This is a genomic window from Streptomyces sp. NRRL WC-3742 (genome assembly GCF_000720635.1).
Lineage (GTDB): Bacteria > Actinomycetota > Actinomycetes > Streptomycetales > Streptomycetaceae > Kitasatospora.
In genome coordinates, this window is record NZ_JOCF01000014.1 from 51,311 (window position 1) to 67,800 (window position 16,490).

Here is a 16,490-nt window from a genome sequence, read left to right on the forward strand (position 1 = left end):
CGGCCACAGGGCGTGTGGCCACCAATGCCGGCGGCTTGAGTGGGTCGGGGTTGTGGTGCGGCCGTGCCTGAGGTGGGGTTTTGGGGTGGGGGCCGGGCGACGCGCGGCCCGTGGGGCTGCTGTGGCTGGAAGTTCGTCTCGGGCCGGGGTCTCATCGCGGTTGTGCGAGGCTTCGCCCCGCGCAACCGCAACGCCCCACCCGGGATGGGGCGTTGCGGGCTGGGGCCCTCTCGGCCGCAGGGCGTGTGGCCGCTATGGCTGGCAGTTTGAGCGGGCCGGGGTTGTGAAGCGGCTGTGCGAGCTTCGCCCGCACAGCCGCAAGGTCCCACCTGGGGTGGGGACCTGGCAGCCGTGCGGCTGCTGTGGCTGGTGGCTTGTGTCCGGCTGGGATTGTGGCGTGGCCGTGCGAGGGTTGCCGCGCACGGCCGCAGGCCCTACCTGAGGTGGGGGTGTGGTGGGGGCCCGGCAGCCGTGCGGCTGCTGTGGCTGGTGGCTCGTGCCGGGCGAGGTCCCGGCGCGGCTGTGCGAGGCTCCGCCCCGCACAGCCGCAAGGCTCTACACCTGCGGTGGGGTTTTGGGGCGGGAGCTCGGGGTGCGCGGCTCGTGTGGCTGTTGTGGCCGGCAGTTGGTGTCGGGTCGGGGTTGTGACGCGGCCGTGCGGGGCTTCGCCCTGCACGGCCGCAAGGCTCTACCTGGGTGGGGTTTTGGGGCCGGGGCTCAGGGTGTGCGGCCGGTGTGGCCGGCAGTTGGCGTCAGGCTGAGGCTCTCGCTCAGCCGCAAAGCCTCACCTGGGGCTGGGCCGAGGCCGGCAGCTCGTGTCGAGCCAGGGTTGTGGCACGGTCGCAAGGGCCCAGATCGTGCAGCCTGCGAGGTCACCGCCGTATCCAACCCCACTCTGCCGGGAGAGGGCCAAGAGTCGCTGCGCAGGGCACCCCCCGACCCCGGCCAGGTGCCCCCGGCAGCCGCGTGACAACCCCAGCCCCACTCAAGCTGCTGGGAACCGGTCGCGCAGGAAGTCGGCCCGGCCGACTTCCTGCGCGTGGGCCACCTTGCCAGAGGCAGTTGAACGCGTTCAAAAAATCTGCGAAGCTGGCGGCGGGCTGATGGTTCGTGTCATCTCGACGCGTCGCGGCCCTTGATCCGTGGGGGCGGCATGGGTTTGGCGCGTGTGCCGAAATGGGCCTGGGCACTGGCTCTGTGCATCGTGGTGCCAGTGGGATGCGGGACGTTCTACGATTTCGTCCTGCCAACTGATGCCGGAGGCGACCGAGTCGTCATCGAGCAGGCCGACTTCGTGGGCGACTGGGGCAACGCGGCCGGCGCCCGATTGCACATCGCAGCCGACCACAGCGCCTCTGCGCGCGGGCTCGACCGTGCCCTGCCCGACGGGTTGTGTCGGCCGACGCTTCCGGTCGCGCACTGGGAGTTCTTCTCCGAGCCGGACAACATCCTTGGCCATGATCGGTCCGACCCTTCGCCGACCAAGGGCCGTGACTTCTACCTGACACCGGAGGCGGACCCGGTCGCCCGCCCCGATCCTTGCAGTGTGTCGGGGCGGGTTCACCGGGACAGCGGTGGATACAGCCTCTGCCTCGTCAATGACCTGGACCAGACCTGTGCGGACGGCGACCTACTTCGTAGGGCCGCGCCGCGATCCGGCTGATCGCCCCGCACAGGAAGTCGGCTGGGCCGACTTCCTGTGCGGGTGGGCGGGGCGTCGATAGGGTGGCGTGACCGTGTGATCTATGGGGGCCGGACATGTCGGATGTGCTGCAACTGCTCGCCCGCTACCGCCGGGCGATGCTCGATCTCGACGCGGACGCGCTGGCCGGGCTCTACGCCGAGGACGGGGTGCACGAGTTCCCGTTCCTCTTTCCCGGGATGCCCGAGCGCTATTCGGGCCGGGAGGAGGTCCGGGCCGGGTATCGGGCCGCCTGGGGTGCGAGTGCCGCGAGGCCGCAGGAGATCCGGGAGGTGGCCGTCCACCCGGGTGCCGACCCCGAGGTGCTCACCGTCGAGCAGACGGTGATCGGCACGATCGCCGGCACCGGCGCGCCGTTCGCCCTCCCCGGCCTGCTGGTGCTGCGGGCCCGGGACGGGTTGCTCGTGCACGTCCGCGACTACATGGACGGCCTCGGCGTCGCCCACGCGATGGGGCGGCTGTCCGCCGTCGCGGCCAGGCTGGAGAGCGGTAGCTAGAGCCCGAAGTGGGTGGCGATGCCGTCGAGGACGCAGTTGAGGCCCGTGTGGAAGTGCCAGGCGGGGTCGTCCTTGCGGGTGGCGCGGTGGAGGTACTGCTCGTAGGCGGGGTAGCGGCCGGTGCCCATCAGGTAGGACATCCGGGGGGCCAGGGCGGCGCGGGTCTCCTCGCCGTCGGCCCAGCCGTGGTCGCGGCGCAGGTTCTCCAGGGCGAGTTCGGTGGCGACGGAGCCGTGGACGTAGCCCGTGACGGTGCGGAAGACCGCCATGGTGGTGTCGGCGTCCAGGCCGTGTTCGGCGAGGGCGGCGAAGGCCCGTTCGGGAACCGCGAGTTGGTTGGGGCTGAGGACGGTCGGGGCGGCCGCCCGGACGATCCAGGGGTGCTCCAGGTTCATCGCGCGCAGGTGGACGGCCAGTGAGTGCATGGTCGCGCGCCAGCCGCCGGCCGGGGTGTCCAGGGGGAGGCGGCCGTAGACGAAGTCGACCATCAGCTCGATGAGTTCGTCCTTGCCGGAGACGTACCGGTAGGCGGCCATCGGGGCGACGTCGAGGACGGCGGCCAGGCGGCGCATGGTGACGGCGTCCAGGCCCTCGGTGTCGGCGATGGCGACTGCGGCGGCGGCGATCCGCTGAGGGGTCAGGGTGCTGCGCGGCGCGGGGCTCGGGCGGTCGAGCCGCTCCCAGAGTGAGGGCTGGTCGGAGGGTGTCTGCTGGGCGGGCATGGGCCCCACGGTACCACTCGAGTGTACGTCGTATCGGTGAGTGGACGACGTACGCGCCGATGTGTACGTTGTATCGAAGGTGATACGGCGTACACAGAGTCGCCGTGCCCGTCGTCCGGAGGGGATCTCCATGTCCACGCACCAGAACCTCAAGGTCGCCGTCCTCCTGGGCAGCACCCGCAACGGCCGTTTCGGCCCGGTCGTCGCCGACTGGCTGCTCGGCCACCTCAAGACCCGCGGCGACATGACCGCCGACCTGGTCGACCTGAAGGCCACCCCGCTGCCGACCGTCATGCCCTCCTTCGGCGGCGAACTCCCGCCGGAGGAGATCGAACTGCTCGGCGCCGTCTCGCCCCGGCTGGAGGCGGCCGACGCCTTCGTGGTCGTCACGCCCGAGTACAACCACAGCTTCCCGGCCGCGCTGAAGAACGCCATCGACTGGCACAACCACCAGTGGCACGCCAAGCCGGTCGGCTTCGTCTCGTACGGCGGGCTCTCCGGCGGGCTCCGGGCTGTCGAGCAGCTGCGCGTGGTGATGGCCGAGCTGAACGCCGTGACGATCCGCAACACCGTCAGCTTCCACGGTGCCGCCCAGAGCTTCGACGAGCACGGCAGGCCGCGCGACCCGGCCGCCGACGCCGCCGCCGACGCGCTGCTCGACCAACTGGACTGGTGGGCCCGGGGGCTGAGGGTCGCCCGGCAGGCCCGTCCGTTCGCAGCCTGAGCCGGGAAGGGCACGGCGCCACCATGACCACGGAACCGGTCGCCGACGACCGCCCCAAGCCGCCGCTGATCGGCGTGATCGGGCTGATGCTCGGCATCTTCCTCGCGGCCCTCGACGGGCAGATCATCGGCACCGCACTGCCGACCGTCGTCGGCGACCTCGGCGGGCTGGAACACCTCGCCTGGGCCGTCACCGCCTACCTGCTCACCTCCGCCGCTGCCACCCCGCTCTGGGGCCGGCTCGGTGACCTCTACGGGCGCAAGGGCGCCTACCAGTGGGCGGTGGTGGTCTTCCTGGCCGGCACGGCCCTGTCCGGACTGGCGCAGGACATGACCGAGCTGATCGCCTTCCGCGCCCTCCAGGGCGTCGGCGCGGGCGGGCTGATGGTCGGTGCGCTCTCGGTGATCGGGGTGCTCGTGCCCGCCTCCGACCGGGGCCGGGTGCAGTCGGTGATCGGCGTGCTGATGCCCGTCGCCTTCGTCGGCGGGCCGCTGCTCGGCGGGTTCCTCACCGACCGGCTCAGCTGGCGCTGGGCCTTCTACGTCAACCTGCCGGTCGGCCTGTTCGCCCTGTTCGCGGTCGGCGTCGGCGTACGGCTGGCGAAGGCCGAGCCGGTCCGCGCCCCCTTCGACCGGGCCGGGGTCGCCCTGCTGACCACCGGCATCCTCGGGCTCACCCTGGTCGGCAGCTGGGGCGGGACACAGTACGCCTGGACGTCTCCGCTGATCCTCGGGACAGCCCTGGTCGCGGTGGCCGCACTGGCCGGCTTCGTCCGGACCGAACGGCGCGCCCCCGGGCCGCTGATCCCGCCGACGCTGTTCCGCAGCCGCAACTTCACGGTGTCCCAGGTGCTGGGCTTCCTCACCGGCGCGGTCATGATCGCCCTGATCGGCTACGTGCCGCAGTACTTCCAGTTCGTCCAGGGCGTGTCACCGACCACCGGCGGCCTGCTCCTGCTGCCGCTGATGCTCGGCATGATGGGCACCCAGCTGGTCACCGCCCGGCTGATGGGCCGTCCCGGCGGCGAACGGCGCTACCCGCTGCTGGGCGGCGTGCTGACCCTGACGGGGGCCGCGCTCCTGCTGCTCCTGGGGACGGACACCCCGGTGGCCCTGGCCTCCGGGCTCACGGCGGTCGCCGGGATCGGCATCGGACTGCTGATGCAGAGCACCATGCTGACGTCGATGGGCTCGGTGCCGCTCCAGGACATGGGCGCGGCGATGGGCGTGGTGACCCTGCTGCGCAGCATCGGCGGCTCGCTCGGCATGGCCGCCCTCGGCGCGGCCTACACCGCGCGGCTGACCGCCTCGCTGGAGGAACGCGTCGGCCCGGCGGAGGCCGCCCGCCTCACCGGTGGCGGCCTCACCCCGGCCTCCCTGGCGGGGCTGCCCACCACCGTCCGACACGCCGTCGGCAGCGCCGTCACCAGTGGTCTGCACGCCACGGTGGTCGGCGGCGTGGCCCTGGCGGCGGTGGCCACGGCCGTCGCCTGCCTGGCCCGGCCGAACGCGAACCCGGTGCTCGCCCCGAGCCCGGCGCCCGCCCCCAGCCCCGGCGAGAGCCCGGTGTCACAGCAGGCGTGACTCCGGCCCGGGGAGAGGGCCCGTCAGCCGCCCGGGGTGGCCGGCGTGGCCGGGCAGTGGCCGGCGAGGCAGAAGGAGGACGCCAGGGACTGCTGGACGTCGCGCAGCGGCGTGGGCCAGCCGGTCTCGGGCCCGGCGACGAGGAGGGCGTACACCTGGCCGTCGGGCGTGGTGACCATCTGGTCGACGGTGTGCCGCACGCCCTTGCCCGCGAGGTCGTACGCGTACTCCAGCACCGCGCCGCCGCCCGGGGTCTGGGTGAGCGAGAGCTTCCGGTAGCCGGGGAAGCGGGACGGGTTGGCGGCGAGGCTGGCATCCGTGGCGACGGCCTGGTTGTACGGGCTGTCGGTGCCCATGGAGAACACCTGGATGAGGCTGCTGCCGTCCGGCGAGTCGTAGAAGACGGACGTGCCGTCCACCCGCCGCTGCCACCCGTCCGGCACGGTCAGCGTGAAGCCGGCCGCGTCCTGGACGGTGGTCGAGCGCAGCCCGGTGGTCGGGGTGGGGGTCGGCGTCGCCGTCGGAGCGGCGGTCGGCGAGGCCGGGAACGTGAAGTCCGAGGAGGGCGGCGCAGCGCCCGGGGTGGTCGGAAGCGGCGTGGCGAGCGCGGCCGGCTTCACCTTGGAGCCACCGTCGTTCCGCGAGTACAGGTACCACCCGCCGCCCACACCCGCCCCGGCGAGCACCCCGACGAGCGCCGCCACCAGCACCGCCCGCGGCCGCATCCGCCCACCCGAGCGCGCCGGGGGAGGCGGAGGAGCAGCCGCAGGGGGCGCCGAGGGAGAGAAAGGCGGAGGCGGCACCGGCTGCGAGCCCAGCAGCGGCGCCGTCAGCGGCGGCGGAGCCATCGGCGGAGGCGGCACCGCCCCGATGGGCGGAGGCACCGCGCCCAGCGGGGGCGCGGGCGGAGCCTGCTGCACCCACTGCCGCCGCTGCTCGTCCCAGTACGCCCCCACGCCGCCCCCCAAGTTCGAGACCCGCCCGTCCGGCGACGGCCGGGGGCGAGACCGGAGACTACCGCTACAGAGCGCCGCCCTGTAGCGGTAGCCCCTGTTCCGCCGACAACGCGCTCCCGGTCAGCACTCGATGACGTTGACGGCGAGGCCGCCGCGCGAGGTCTCCTTGTACTTGATCTTCATGTCGGCCCCGGTCTCCTTCATCGTCTTGATCGCCTTGTCCAGCGAGACGTGGTGCCGCCCGTCCCCGCGCAGCGCCATCCGCGCCGCCGTGACGGCCTTCACCGAGGCCATGCCGTTGCGCTCGATGCAGGGGATCTGGACGAGCCCGCCGACGGGGTCGCAGGTGAGGCCGAGGTTGTGCTCGATGCCGATCTCGGCGGCGTTCTCGACCTGCTCGGGCGTGCCGCCCAGGACCTCGGCGAGGCCGCCGGCGGCCATGGAGCAGGCGGAGCCGACCTCGCCCTGGCAGCCGACCTCGGCGCCGGAGATGGAGGCGTTCTCCTTGAAGAGCATGCCGATGGCGCCGGCCGCGAGGAGGAAGCGGACGATGCCGTCCTCGTCCGCGCCCGGGATGAAGTTCAGGTAGTAGTGCAGGACGGCCGGGATGATGCCCGCCGCGCCGTTGGTGGGCGCGGTGACCACCCGGCGCCCGGAGGCGTTCTCCTCGTTGACGGCCATCGCGTAGAGCGTCACCCACTCCATGGCGTTGGCCGGCCCGATGCCCTCGGCCCGCAGGGCCCGCGCCGCGGCGGCGGCCCGGCGGCGCACCTTGAGGCCGCCCGGCAGGATGCCCTCGCGGCTCATGCCGGCCCGGACGCACTCCTGCATCACGGCCCAGATCTCCAGCAGGCCGGTGCGGATCTCCTCCTCGCTGCGCCACGCCTTCTCGTTCTCCAGCATCAGGCCGGAGATCGACAGCCCGGTCTCCCGGGTCAGGCGCAGCAGTTCCTCTCCCGTACGGAAGGGGTAGCGCAGCGAGGTGTCGTCCGGCTTGACCCGGTCGGCGCCGATCGCGTCCTCGTCGACGACGAACCCGCCGCCGACGGAGTAGTACGTCTTCTCCAGCAGCGTGGAGCCGTCCTCCGCGAACGCCCACAGGGTCATGCCGTTGGCGTGGTACGGCAGCGAGCGGCGGCGGTGCAGGACCAGTTGGGTGTCGGGGTCGAAGTCGACGGTGTGCTCGCCGAGGAGGCTGAGCCTCTTCTCGGCGATGATCCGCTCGACGTCCTTGTCGGCCTGGTCGACGTCGACGGTGCGCGGGGACTTGTTCTCCAGGCCGAGCAGGACGGCCTTCGGCGTGCCGTGGCCGTGGCCGGTGGCGCCGAGGGAGCCGAAGAGCTCGGCGCGTACGCCCGTCACCCGGGGCAGCAGGGCTTCGGACCGCAGACGGCGGGCGAACATCCGGGCCGCGCGCATCGGGCCGACGGTGTGGGAGCTCGAGGGGCCGATGCCGATGGAGAAGAGGTCGAAGACGCTGATGGCCACGGGGGACGTCCTTGTCTGGTCTCGTGGAAGGACAGAGCAGAAGGCGAGTGGGGACACGGGACGGGGCACCGCACGCACTGTCCAGTGTGCGCGGTGCCCCGGGGTCCCAGGTACGCGTACGGGGTGAGGCCGGTCACCCCGGCCCGGTACGGCGTCAGTCCTGGTTGGCCAGGTTCGGGTACAGCGGGTACTTCTCGGCCAGCGCGGTGACGCGGGCCTTGAGCGCCTCGGCGACGGTGTCGTCGAAGCCCGGCTTGAGGGCCTCGGCGATGACGTCGGCGACCTCGCGGAAGTCCTCGGCCTGGAAGCCGCGGGTGGCCAGGGCCGGGGTGCCGATGCGCAGGCCGGAGGTGACCATCGGCGGACGCGGGTCGTTGGGGATCGCGTTGCGGTTCACGGTGATGCCGACCGTGTGCAGACGGTCCTCGGCCTGCTGGCCGTCGAGCTGGCTGTTGCGCAGGTCGACCAGGACGAGGTGGACGTCGGTGCCGCCGGAGAGCACGGAGGCGCCGGCCTCGGCGACGTCGGCCTGGAGGAGGCGCTCGGCGAGGATGCGCGCGCCGTCCAGGGTGCGCTGCTGGCGCTCCTTGAACTCCTCGGAGGCGGCGACCTTGAAGGCGACCGCCTTGCCCGCGATGACGTGCTCCAGCGGGCCGCCCTGCTGGCCGGGGAAGACCGCGGAGTTGATCTTCTTGGCGAACTCGGCCTTGGACAGGATGACGCCGCCGCGCGGGCCGCCCAGGGTCTTGTGGGTGGTGGTGGTGACCACGTCCGCGTACGGCACCGGGTTGGGGTGCAGGCCCGCGGCGACCAGGCCCGCGAAGTGGGCCATGTCGACCATCAGCAGCGCGCCGACCTCGTCCGCGACGCGGCGGAACTCGGCGAAGTCCAGCTGGCGCGGGTAGGCGGACCAGCCGGCGATGATCAGCTTCGGCTGGTGCTCCTTGGCGAGGCGCTCGACCTCGGCCATGTCGACCTGGCCGGTCTTGTCGTCCACGTGGTACGCGACCACGTTGTAGAGCTTGCCGGAGAAGTTGATCTTCATGCCGTGGGTCAGGTGACCGCCGTGGGCCAGGTTCAGGCCCAGGATGGTGTCGCCCGGCTGGATCAGCGCGAACATGGCGGCGGCGTTGGCCTGCGCGCCCGAGTGCGGCTGGACGTTGGCGTGCTCGGCGCCGAACAGGGCCTTGACCCGGTCGATCGCGATCTGCTCGACCACGTCGACGTGCTCGCACCCGCCGTAGTAGCGGCGGCCGGGGTAGCCCTCGGCGTACTTGTTGGTGAGTACCGAGCCCTGGGCCTCCATGACCGCCACCGGGGCGAAGTTCTCGGAGGCGATCATCTCCAGGGTGGTCTGCTGGCGGTGCAACTCGGCGTCGACCGCGGCGGCGATCTCCGGGTCGAGGGCGTGCAGGGACTGGTTCAGAACCGTCATGGTGTGGTCTTCCCGGGAGGAGGAGAGCGAGGGGGACGGTGGTGGGTGGGCCTCGCCGTCAAGGCCCACCCGGGTCACGCGTGCGTCAGCCGGCGTGGGTGAGCGCGTCGTACTCGTCGGCGCTGAGCAGCTCGTCGGTGTCCTCGACGCGGACCTTGAACAGCCAGCCACCCTCGAACGGGGCGCCGTTGACCAGGGCGTTGTCGTCCAGGACGTCCTGGTTGACCTCGATGACCTCGCCGGTCACCGGGGAGTACAGGTCGCTGACCGACTTGGTGGACTCCAGCTCGCCGCAGGTCTCGCCGGCGGTCACGGTGTCGCCCACCTCGGGCAGCTGCACGTAGACGATGTCACCGAGGGCGTCGGCGGCGTGCTTGGTGATGCCGATCGTCGAGACACCGTCCTCGGCGTCGCTCAGCCACTCGTGCTCCTTGGTGTACTTCAGGTGCTGGGGGTTCTTGCTGCTCATGGCGTCATTCTCCAGGATGCGAAGCGGGTACGACGACGCGGGCCGCCACCGGGACGGCTGCGACGTGCGGATACGGGGGAAACGCGTGGGTCAGCGGGCGCGCTTGTAGAAGGGCAGCGCCACGACCTGGACCGGCTCGTGCTTGCCGCGCACGTCCACCGCGACGGTGGTGCCGGGGGCGGCGTGGGCGGCGTCGACGTACGCCATGGCGATCGGCTTGCCGAGCGTCGGGGACGGCGCGCCGGAGGTGATCCGGCCGATCGGGGCACCGTCGGTGGACACCACGGTGTACTCGGCGCGCGGCACGCGCTTGCCCTCGGAGACCAGGCCGACCAGGACCTTCGGCGGGTTGGTCTCGGCCGCGGCGGCGGCCTGCTCCAGGGCGGCGCGGCCGACGAAGGCGCCGTCGTTGGTGGTCTTGTCGAAGCGGACGACCCGGCCCAGGCCCGCGTCGAACGGGGTGAGGTCGGTGGAGAGCTCGTGCCCGTACAGCGGCATGCCGGCCTCCAGGCGCAGCGTGTCGCGGCAGGACAGGCCGCACGGGACGAGCCCGCGGCCCTCGCCGGCGCCGGTCAGCGCCTGCCAGATCGGCTCGGCGTCGGCCGGGGCGCAGAAGATCTCGAAGCCGTCCTCGCCGGTGTAGCCGGTGCGGGCCAGCAGCACCTGGCGGCCGGCGACCTGGGCCGGGAGGATCGCGTAGTACTTGAGGCCGGGCAGGTCGGCGTCGGTGGTGTCGGCCAGGATCGCGGTGGCCTCCGGGCCCTGGACGGCGATCAGGGCGTAGGTGTCGCGGTCGTCGGTGACGACGGCGTCGAAGCCCTTGGCGCGGGCGATCAGCTCGTCGAGGACCAGCTGGGCGTTGGAGGCGTTGGCGACGACCAGGAAGGCGTCCTCGCGCAGGCGGTAGACGATCAGGTCGTCCAGGATGCCGCCGTTCTCGGCGCAGATCATCGTGTAGCGGGCGCGCAGCACGCCGAGGGCGGAGACGAAGCCGACCAGGGCGTGGTCGAGCATCTCGCCGGCCTGCGGGCCGGTGACGGTGATCTCGCCCATGTGCGAGAGGTCGAACAGACCGGCCTGGGTGCGGACGGCGAGGTGCTCCTCGCGCTCGCTGCCGTAGCGCAGCGGCATGTCCCAGCCGGCGAAGTCGGTCATGGTGGCGCCGAGGCTGCGGTGCAGCGCGTCGAGCGCGGTCAGGCGGAGGGACGACATGGCCAGGAACTCCTCGGTCGGGGCAGGGGCACTCAGGGGTGCGCGCGCCGGACCGGGCCCGCTCGGGACCGACCCTGCGCGCGGGCATGCGGCGGCGTGGGTCTCCCCATCTGTCGTCGGACCTGAGAGCTTCACCGCACACCTGCCCGAAACCAGCTTCGGGCACGGCATGGCGGCTTGCACCGTGGGTGGGCGCACGACCGGGGCCGTGCGCCGCTTTCCAGATGTGCCTAACCCGTGCGGTAGGGGGGCCTGAGAGATTCCGGGGAGGACTTGCTCCTTCGGCGCCGGCCGTACCGCCTCGAGGCGGCACTCCGGGCTCTCCCGCACGGGTTCGAGCGGCCGGTGTGGAGTTGTGGGGCCCGCGGCGCATGCCGTCGGACGCGGACATCATGGCACGTCCGGGTCGTTCAAGGGAGAGGGGACCTCGTCACACCGGCCGCCCGTACCGAACAAGGGCCCTAAACTGCTGCGCGTCGGTGCGGCACAGGGCGGCCGGCGGTACGGCGGCGGATGGGATACCCGTGGAGCAGCAGCAGGGGTGGGGCGGCCCGGAGGCGGCGCCGTCCGGGGGCGCGTGGCCGGCCAACGAGCTGGAGCAGGTGCTGACCGCCGCGCTGGGCGATCCGGGGGCGACGCCCCGGGTGTTCGAGGTGCTGGGCCGCAGCCAGGTGTGGATCCCGCTGCCCGCCGGGGGAGACCCGCAGGGGCAGGGGCTGGACCTGCCGACGATCGAGCTGGGCGGGGACCCGTACGTGCCCGTCTTCTCCTCGCAGGAGGTGTTCCTGCAGCAGGCACCGGGGATGGCCTTCGCGGTCGCGCCGGTCTGGGAGTTCGCCCGGGGGCTGCCGCTGGGCGTGGGGATCGCCGTCAATCCGGAGGCCGCGGTGGGCATCCCGGTGCCTCCGCAGGGGGTGGCCGAGCTGCGCCGCGGGCCCCGGGAGGACAGGTGGGAGCACCCGGAGGCGCCCACCGGCGGGCGGGTCGCGCTGCGCGAGCCCGTGCCGGGGGAGGACCCGGAGTACTTCCTCGCCGCCTGCCGGGCCGAACTGGCGGCCCTGCCCGGGGTGTTGACCGCGCGCCGGGCGCTGGCGAGCATCGAGGGCGAGGCGACCGTGATGTTCGTGGGCGTCCAGCTGGACCAGGCGGCCCCGGCGGACCCCGCGGCGGTGAACGAGGCACTCGGCCGGGCGCTGGGAACCGCGCCGCTGCCCGGTGGCGTCCACCTCGTGCTGCTCGACCTCGCCGACGACCCGGTGGTCGAGTGGCTGCTCACCCGGGTGATGCCGTTCTACTCGCGGGTGTGAGCCGGGCGCGAGCCGGGCGTGAGCGGGGTTCTCGAGCGGTGTTCTGTCGAAGTTCTGTCGAAGGCACGTCGCCGTGGCGGTGGCCCTCTGCCGCGCCATAGGGTGCGTGCAGACGGCTGACGGCCGGCGGGATGAGCGAAAGAGGCGCGGCGAGGTGGGCGCATGAGTGCGGGAGCGGGAGCGGTCGGTGGACCGGGGCCCTGGGGCCAGGCACCGGCCGGGCGCCCCGGGGCGGACCCGGGCGCGTTGGAGCGCGCCCTGCGCGAGGTCGCACCGGAGCGTTACGAGGCGTACGAGCAGCTGCTGCACGCCCTGGCCGCGGGCCAGGTCTGGATGCTGCTGTGGCACGGCACGCCGGGCAGCCCCGACGCCCAGTACGGGAACATGGAGATCAGCGGCCACGGCTACGCGCCGGCCGTCACCTCCCCCGAGCAGCTGACGGCCTCGGGCTGGACGCGGGCCCACGAGGTGATCTCCGGGCGGGAGATCGCCGCCTCGCTGTACCGGACGCGCTGGGGCCTGTGGCTGAATCCGCACGCCCCCGGCGGCGGCGTCGGCGTGCCCTGGGCGGACCTGCGGCGGATCGCCGCCGGGCTGGACCGGCTGCCGGCCGGGCCGCTGAAGCTGAGCGAGCCGCAGGTCAACGCCCAGCAGTTCTTCGCGCTGCTGGAGCGCCAGGCCGCCGAGGTGCGCGCCGTACGGGCGCTGCGCCGGGCGTGGGTGCAGCCCTCGGTGGGGGAGCCGTACCTGGCGATCGGGCTGGAGCTGTACGAGAGCTCGCCGCCGGCGGTGGAGGCGGTGCGCGCGCTGATGCAGCGGGCGATCGCGGTGGCCCCGGAGGGGCTGGCGGTGTCCACGGTGGCGATGGCGGACGAGTTCGACCCGGTGGCGCTGTGGATGCGCGCCAACGCCCGGCCGTTCTACGACCGGGAGGCCGGGCGGCCGCCGGTGTACCCGCAGCGGCCCGCGGGCCCGTACGGCTATCCGCACCAGCCCCAGCCCCAGCCGCCGACCGGCGGATGGCCCGGGCAGCCGCCCTCGGGGGCCTGGCCCGGGTACCCGGCGCGCTGATCGCCGAACCTCTGCGATGAAGCCGACCTGATGCACCGTCAGGTCGGCTTCGGTGTCTTCCTGAGGAGTTTCCGGACGGGTGTCGGGGGCATCTTGACATGGCTGTTACAGCCGTGTGAAGAGGGATATGCCGCGAGCCCGGGAGGTGCATGCGCACAGATCACAGTTGGGCATCTCTCGCCTGGCAGGGCTGGCGCAAGCCAGTTCGGATGACAGAGAGTTCTGCGCACAACGAAAAGCACAGCGCGAACTGGTAACCCCACGAAGGTGAACGCGCACGCCGACCGCTCGATCCACGCGACGCCCATCCCGCGTGGTGGCAGTACCTCCGCGCACGGCCCAGGGCCGCGCGCACCCGTTCTCATACGCACCTCCGCACGTCCGCTGCCAGCCGTACCGCCGACCCCCGGCGACCGGCGCCCGTGGGCCGGCCACCGTCGGCGAGGGGACCAACTGACCATGACCGCACCCGTAGCAACCGCCGGGAACGAACCGGAGGCCCCGGCCTCCGCGGACCCGGCCAAGAAGATCGAGGGCCGTTCCCTCGGCCGCATAGCCTGGACCCGCTTCAAGCGGGACAAGGCCGCCGTCGCCGGCGGCATCGTGGTGATCCTGCTGATCACCCTCGCCGTGCTGGCCAAGCCGATCGAGGCGCTGTTCGGGCTCGACCCCGACGCCCTCCACCAGGATCTCCTGGACGCCGACCTCGGCGGCATCCCGTTCGGCGACTGGGGCGGGATGAGCGCGGACCACCCGCTCGGCGTCGACACCGTCCAGGGCCGCGACCTGCTCTCCCGTGTCATCGAGGGCTCCTGGGTCTCGCTGCTGGTCGCCTTCGGCGCGACCGTGCTCTCCAACACCATCGGCACCGTCCTCGGCGTCGTGGCGGGCTACTACGGCGGCTGGGTCGACACCCTGATCAGTCGGCTGATGGACATCTTCCTGGCGTTCCCGCTGCTGCTGTTCGCGATCGCCATCTCGGCCTCGCTGCAGGGCGGCGCCTTCGGCCTGCACGGCCTGCCGATGCACATGGCGGTGCTGATCTTCGTGATCGGCTTCTTCAACTGGCCCTACATGGGCCGGATCGTGCGAGGCCAGACGCTCTCGTTGCGCGAGCGGGAGTTCGTCCACGCGGCCCGCAGTCTCGGCGCCCGCGGCCCGTTCATCCTGTTCAAGGAGCTGCTGCCGAACCTGGTCGGTCCGATCCTGGTCTACTCGACCCTGCTGATCCCGACCAACATCCTCTTCGAGGCCGGCCTCAGCTACCTCGGCGTCGGCATCCAGCCGCCGCAGGCGTCCTGGGGCGGGATGCTCCGCGACGCCATCCAGTTCTACCAGGTGGACCCCCAGTACATGGTGGTGCCCGGTATGGCGATCTTCATCACCGTGCTCGCGTTCAACCTTCTCGGCGACGGGCTCCGCGACGCCCTCGATCCCAAGAGCAACTGACGTCCCGTCAGAATCCTCCTTCCTCCACATCCTCAAGGGGTTGATCTCACCCATGCGTAGGTCACGTACTGTCGCGCTGACCGCCGCGGCCGCCGCCGCGGTCCTGGTCGTCACCGGCTGCGGCTCGAGCTCCAAGGGCGGCTCCTCGTCCGCCTCGGCCGGCACCAACGACTCGAGCGCCGGCGAGAACGCCGCCACCAAGAACATCGTCAACGTCTCGGACAAGAAGGGAGGGACGGTCACCTACGAGATGAAGGGCACCCCGGACTCGCTCGACCCGGGCAACACGTACTACGCCTACATCTACAACTTCTCGCGGCTGTACGGCCGTCCGCTCACCACCTTCAACCCGGCCGCGGGCGAGGCGGGCAACAAGCTCGTCCCCGACCTGGCCGAGTCCCTCGGGCAGCCGAGCCCGGACGGCCTGACCTGGACGTACAAGCTGCGCGCCGGTCTGAAGTACGACGACGGCACCCCGATCACCTCGAAGGACGTCAAGTACGCCGTCGAGCGCTCCAACTTCGCGCCGGACGTGAACTCCAACGGCCCGACGTACTTCAAGGAGCTGCTGGTCGACAACGAGACCCCGTACGCCGGTCCGTACAAGGACAAGGAGGGCAGTCTCAAGTCGATCGAGACCCCCGACGACACGACGGTGGTCTTCCACCTGAAGCACGCGTTCGCGGACTTCGACTACCTGGTCAGCGCCCCGCAGACCGCCCCCGTCCCGCAGGCCAAGGACACGGGCTCCGACTACGTCAAGCACGTGCTCTCCTCGGGCAGCTACAAGTTCCAGACGTACGAGGACGGCAAGCAGGCCGTCCTGGTGCCGAACGAGAACTGGAGCGCGAGCAGCGACCCGATCCGCAAGCAGCTCGCGGACAAGATCGTGCTCAAGATGAACATCGACCAGGCCACCATCGACAAGGACCTGATGGCCGGCAACGCCCAGGTCGACCTGGTCGGCGGCGGCGTCGACCCGCAGACCCAGGCGCAGATCCTGCGCGACCCGAAGCTCAAGGCGAAGACCGACAACGCCTACGGCGGCCGCCTGACCTATGTGGCGATCAACAGCAAGGTCGCGCCGTTCGACAAGCTGGAGTGCCGCCAGGCCATCCAGTACGCGATCGACAAGGTCTCGGTCCAGACCGCCTTCGGCGGCCCGATCCGCGGCCAGATCGCCAACACCGTCCTCCCGCCGGACATCCCGGGCCACCAGGACTTCAACGCCTTCGAGACGAAGGACAACAAGGGTGACGAGGCCAAGGCCAAGGACGCCCTCAAGGCGTGCGGCAAGGCCGACGGCTTCAGCACCGTGCTGAGCGCCCGCACCGAGCGCACCGCCGAGGTCCAGGCGGCCACCTCCATCCAGGCGGCGCTGAAGAAGTTCAACATCAACGTCGAGATCCAGCAGTACCCGCAGGGCAAGTACCTGACGGACAACGCGGGTGCCCCGCAGTTCACCCAGGACCACAACATCGGCCTGATGATGATGCAGTGGGGCGCCGACTGGCCGACCGGCTACGGCTTCCTCCAGCAGATCGTCGACGGCCGCGCGATCAAGGCGTCCGGCAACAGCAACCTCCAGCAGCTGAACGACCCCGACGTCAACAAGCTGCTCGACGACGCGGCCGTCAACCCGGACCGCGCCGCCCGCGAGAAGATCTACGGCCAGATCGACAAGAAGGTCATGGACTCGGCCACGATCGTGCCGCTGACCTACTTCAAGGTCTTCCTGTACCGCCCGGACAGCGCCACCAACCTCGGCTCCACCCCCGCCTTCTCAGGTGAGTACGACTACCTGAACATCGGCACCACCAAGTAAGAGCCCGAGCGAGAGCACGAGCACGGCTCCGCATCCCTGAAGGCAGGTGA

Annotated in this window: 14 protein-coding genes and 1 riboswitch; of the genes, 8 read left to right on the forward strand and 6 right to left on the reverse strand. The window is 71.8% G+C overall.

Going from position 1 to position 16,490, the window contains the following annotated elements; translation table 11 throughout:
- Nucleotides 1-1,153: 1,153 nt before the first annotated feature.
- Nucleotides 1,154-1,663 (forward strand): hypothetical protein, encoded by a 510-nt coding sequence (locus tag IH61_RS0111045; protein WP_158844896.1) that lies wholly within the window; start codon nt 1,154-1,156, stop codon nt 1,661-1,663.
- Between the two features lie 95 nt (nt 1,664-1,758).
- Nucleotides 1,759-2,199 (forward strand): nuclear transport factor 2 family protein, encoded by a 441-nt coding sequence (locus tag IH61_RS0111050; protein ID WP_037972298.1) that lies wholly within the window; start codon nt 1,759-1,761, stop codon nt 2,197-2,199.
- Here IH61_RS0111050 and IH61_RS0111055 read toward each other — a convergent pair.
- On the reverse strand, nt 2,196-2,921 hold the full coding sequence (locus IH61_RS0111055; protein WP_031068281.1) for a TetR/AcrR family transcriptional regulator C-terminal domain-containing protein: 726 nt from the start codon (nt 2,919-2,921) through the stop codon (nt 2,196-2,198). The genes IH61_RS0111050 and IH61_RS0111055 overlap by 4 nt on opposite strands.
- Nucleotides 2,922-3,051: 130 nt before the next feature.
- Here IH61_RS0111055 and IH61_RS0111060 point away from each other — a divergent pair, with 130 nt between their 5' ends.
- Together IH61_RS0111060 and IH61_RS0111065 are read left to right on the forward strand one after the other, a co-directional pair.
- Nucleotides 3,052-3,645, forward strand: coding sequence for an NADPH-dependent FMN reductase (locus IH61_RS0111060; protein WP_031068282.1), 594 nt, complete (start codon nt 3,052-3,054; stop codon nt 3,643-3,645).
- Nucleotides 3,646-3,668: 23 nt separating this feature from the next.
- Nucleotides 3,669-5,228, forward strand: coding sequence for an MDR family MFS transporter (locus IH61_RS0111065; RefSeq protein WP_037972300.1), 1,560 nt, complete (start codon nt 3,669-3,671; stop codon nt 5,226-5,228).
- Between the two features lie 23 nt (nt 5,229-5,251).
- Here the strand turns inward: IH61_RS0111065 and IH61_RS46905 are convergent, their stop codons facing one another.
- The 5 genes from IH61_RS46905 to gcvT form a co-directional block, all read right to left on the reverse strand.
- Complete coding sequence (locus IH61_RS46905; protein WP_031068284.1) at nt 5,252-5,953, reverse strand: hypothetical protein; 702 nt, start codon at nt 5,951-5,953, stop codon at nt 5,252-5,254.
- A gap of 351 nt (nt 5,954-6,304) precedes the next feature.
- On the reverse strand, nt 6,305-7,672 hold the full coding sequence (locus IH61_RS0111075; RefSeq protein WP_031068285.1) for an L-serine ammonia-lyase: 1,368 nt from the start codon (nt 7,670-7,672) through the stop codon (nt 6,305-6,307).
- Nucleotides 7,673-7,826: 154 nt separating this feature from the next.
- A complete protein-coding gene (gene glyA, locus IH61_RS0111080) occupies nt 7,827-9,107 on the reverse strand; it encodes a serine hydroxymethyltransferase (RefSeq protein WP_031068286.1) in 1,281 nt (426 codons plus the stop codon).
- Between the two features lie 85 nt (nt 9,108-9,192).
- The gene (gene gcvH / locus IH61_RS0111085) at nt 9,193-9,576 is read right to left on the reverse strand and encodes a glycine cleavage system protein GcvH (RefSeq protein ID WP_031068287.1); all 384 of its coding nucleotides are present in this window, start codon (nt 9,574-9,576) and stop codon (nt 9,193-9,195) included.
- A 90-nt stretch (nt 9,577-9,666) separates the two neighbouring features.
- Nucleotides 9,667-10,788, reverse strand: a complete 1,122-nt coding sequence (gene gcvT / locus IH61_RS0111090) for a glycine cleavage system aminomethyltransferase GcvT (RefSeq protein ID WP_031068288.1) — start codon at nt 10,786-10,788, stop codon at nt 9,667-9,669.
- Between the two features lie 230 nt (nt 10,789-11,018).
- Nucleotides 11,019-11,125, reverse strand: a riboswitch (glycine riboswitch).
- 187 nt (nt 11,126-11,312) lie between these two features.
- Here gcvT and IH61_RS0111095 point away from each other — a divergent pair.
- From IH61_RS0111095 to IH61_RS0111110, 4 genes are all read left to right on the forward strand, one after another.
- Nucleotides 11,313-12,095, forward strand: coding sequence for an enhanced serine sensitivity protein SseB C-terminal domain-containing protein (locus tag IH61_RS0111095; RefSeq protein WP_031068289.1), 783 nt, complete (start codon nt 11,313-11,315; stop codon nt 12,093-12,095).
- A 162-nt stretch (nt 12,096-12,257) separates the two neighbouring features.
- Nucleotides 12,258-13,166, forward strand: coding sequence for an enhanced serine sensitivity protein SseB C-terminal domain-containing protein (locus tag IH61_RS0111100; protein WP_078911005.1), 909 nt, complete (start codon nt 12,258-12,260; stop codon nt 13,164-13,166).
- 459 nt (nt 13,167-13,625) lie between these two features.
- Nucleotides 13,626-14,615 carry an ABC transporter permease gene (locus tag IH61_RS0111105; RefSeq protein WP_031068291.1) on the forward strand — a complete coding sequence of 330 codons (990 nt, stop codon included), beginning with the start codon at nt 13,626-13,628 and terminating at the stop codon, nt 14,613-14,615.
- Nucleotides 14,616-14,667: 52 nt separating this feature from the next.
- Nucleotides 14,668-16,440 carry an ABC transporter substrate-binding protein gene (locus IH61_RS0111110; protein WP_031068292.1) on the forward strand — a complete coding sequence of 591 codons (1,773 nt, stop codon included), beginning with the start codon at nt 14,668-14,670 and terminating at the stop codon, nt 16,438-16,440.
- Nucleotides 16,441-16,490: the final 50 nt, after the last annotated feature.

Coding starts and splice junctions, on each gene's coding strand:
- IH61_RS0111060 (WP_031068282.1), top strand. CDS start 3,052: ATGTCCACGCACCAGAACCTCAAGGTCGCCGTCCTCCTGGGCAGCACC.
- IH61_RS0111110 (WP_031068292.1), top strand. CDS start 14,668: ATGCGTAGGTCACGTACTGTCGCGCTGACCGCCGCGGCCGCCGCCGCG.
- IH61_RS0111105 (WP_031068291.1), top strand. CDS start 13,626: ATGACCGCACCCGTAGCAACCGCCGGGAACGAACCGGAGGCCCCGGCC.
- IH61_RS0111055 (WP_031068281.1), bottom strand. CDS start 2,921: ATGCCCGCCCAGCAGACACCCTCCGACCAGCCCTCACTCTGGGAGCGG.
- IH61_RS0111050 (WP_037972298.1), top strand. CDS start 1,759: ATGTCGGATGTGCTGCAACTGCTCGCCCGCTACCGCCGGGCGATGCTC.
- IH61_RS0111065 (WP_037972300.1), top strand. CDS start 3,669: ATGACCACGGAACCGGTCGCCGACGACCGCCCCAAGCCGCCGCTGATC.
- IH61_RS46905 (WP_031068284.1), bottom strand. CDS start 5,953: ATGCGGCCGCGGGCGGTGCTGGTGGCGGCGCTCGTCGGGGTGCTCGCC.
- IH61_RS0111100 (WP_078911005.1), top strand. CDS start 12,258: ATGAGTGCGGGAGCGGGAGCGGTCGGTGGACCGGGGCCCTGGGGCCAG.
- gcvH (WP_031068287.1), bottom strand. CDS start 9,576: ATGAGCAGCAAGAACCCCCAGCACCTGAAGTACACCAAGGAGCACGAG.
- glyA (WP_031068286.1), bottom strand. CDS start 9,107: ATGACGGTTCTGAACCAGTCCCTGCACGCCCTCGACCCGGAGATCGCC.
- IH61_RS0111045 (WP_158844896.1), top strand. CDS start 1,154: ATGGGTTTGGCGCGTGTGCCGAAATGGGCCTGGGCACTGGCTCTGTGC.
- gcvT (WP_031068288.1), bottom strand. CDS start 10,788: ATGTCGTCCCTCCGCCTGACCGCGCTCGACGCGCTGCACCGCAGCCTC.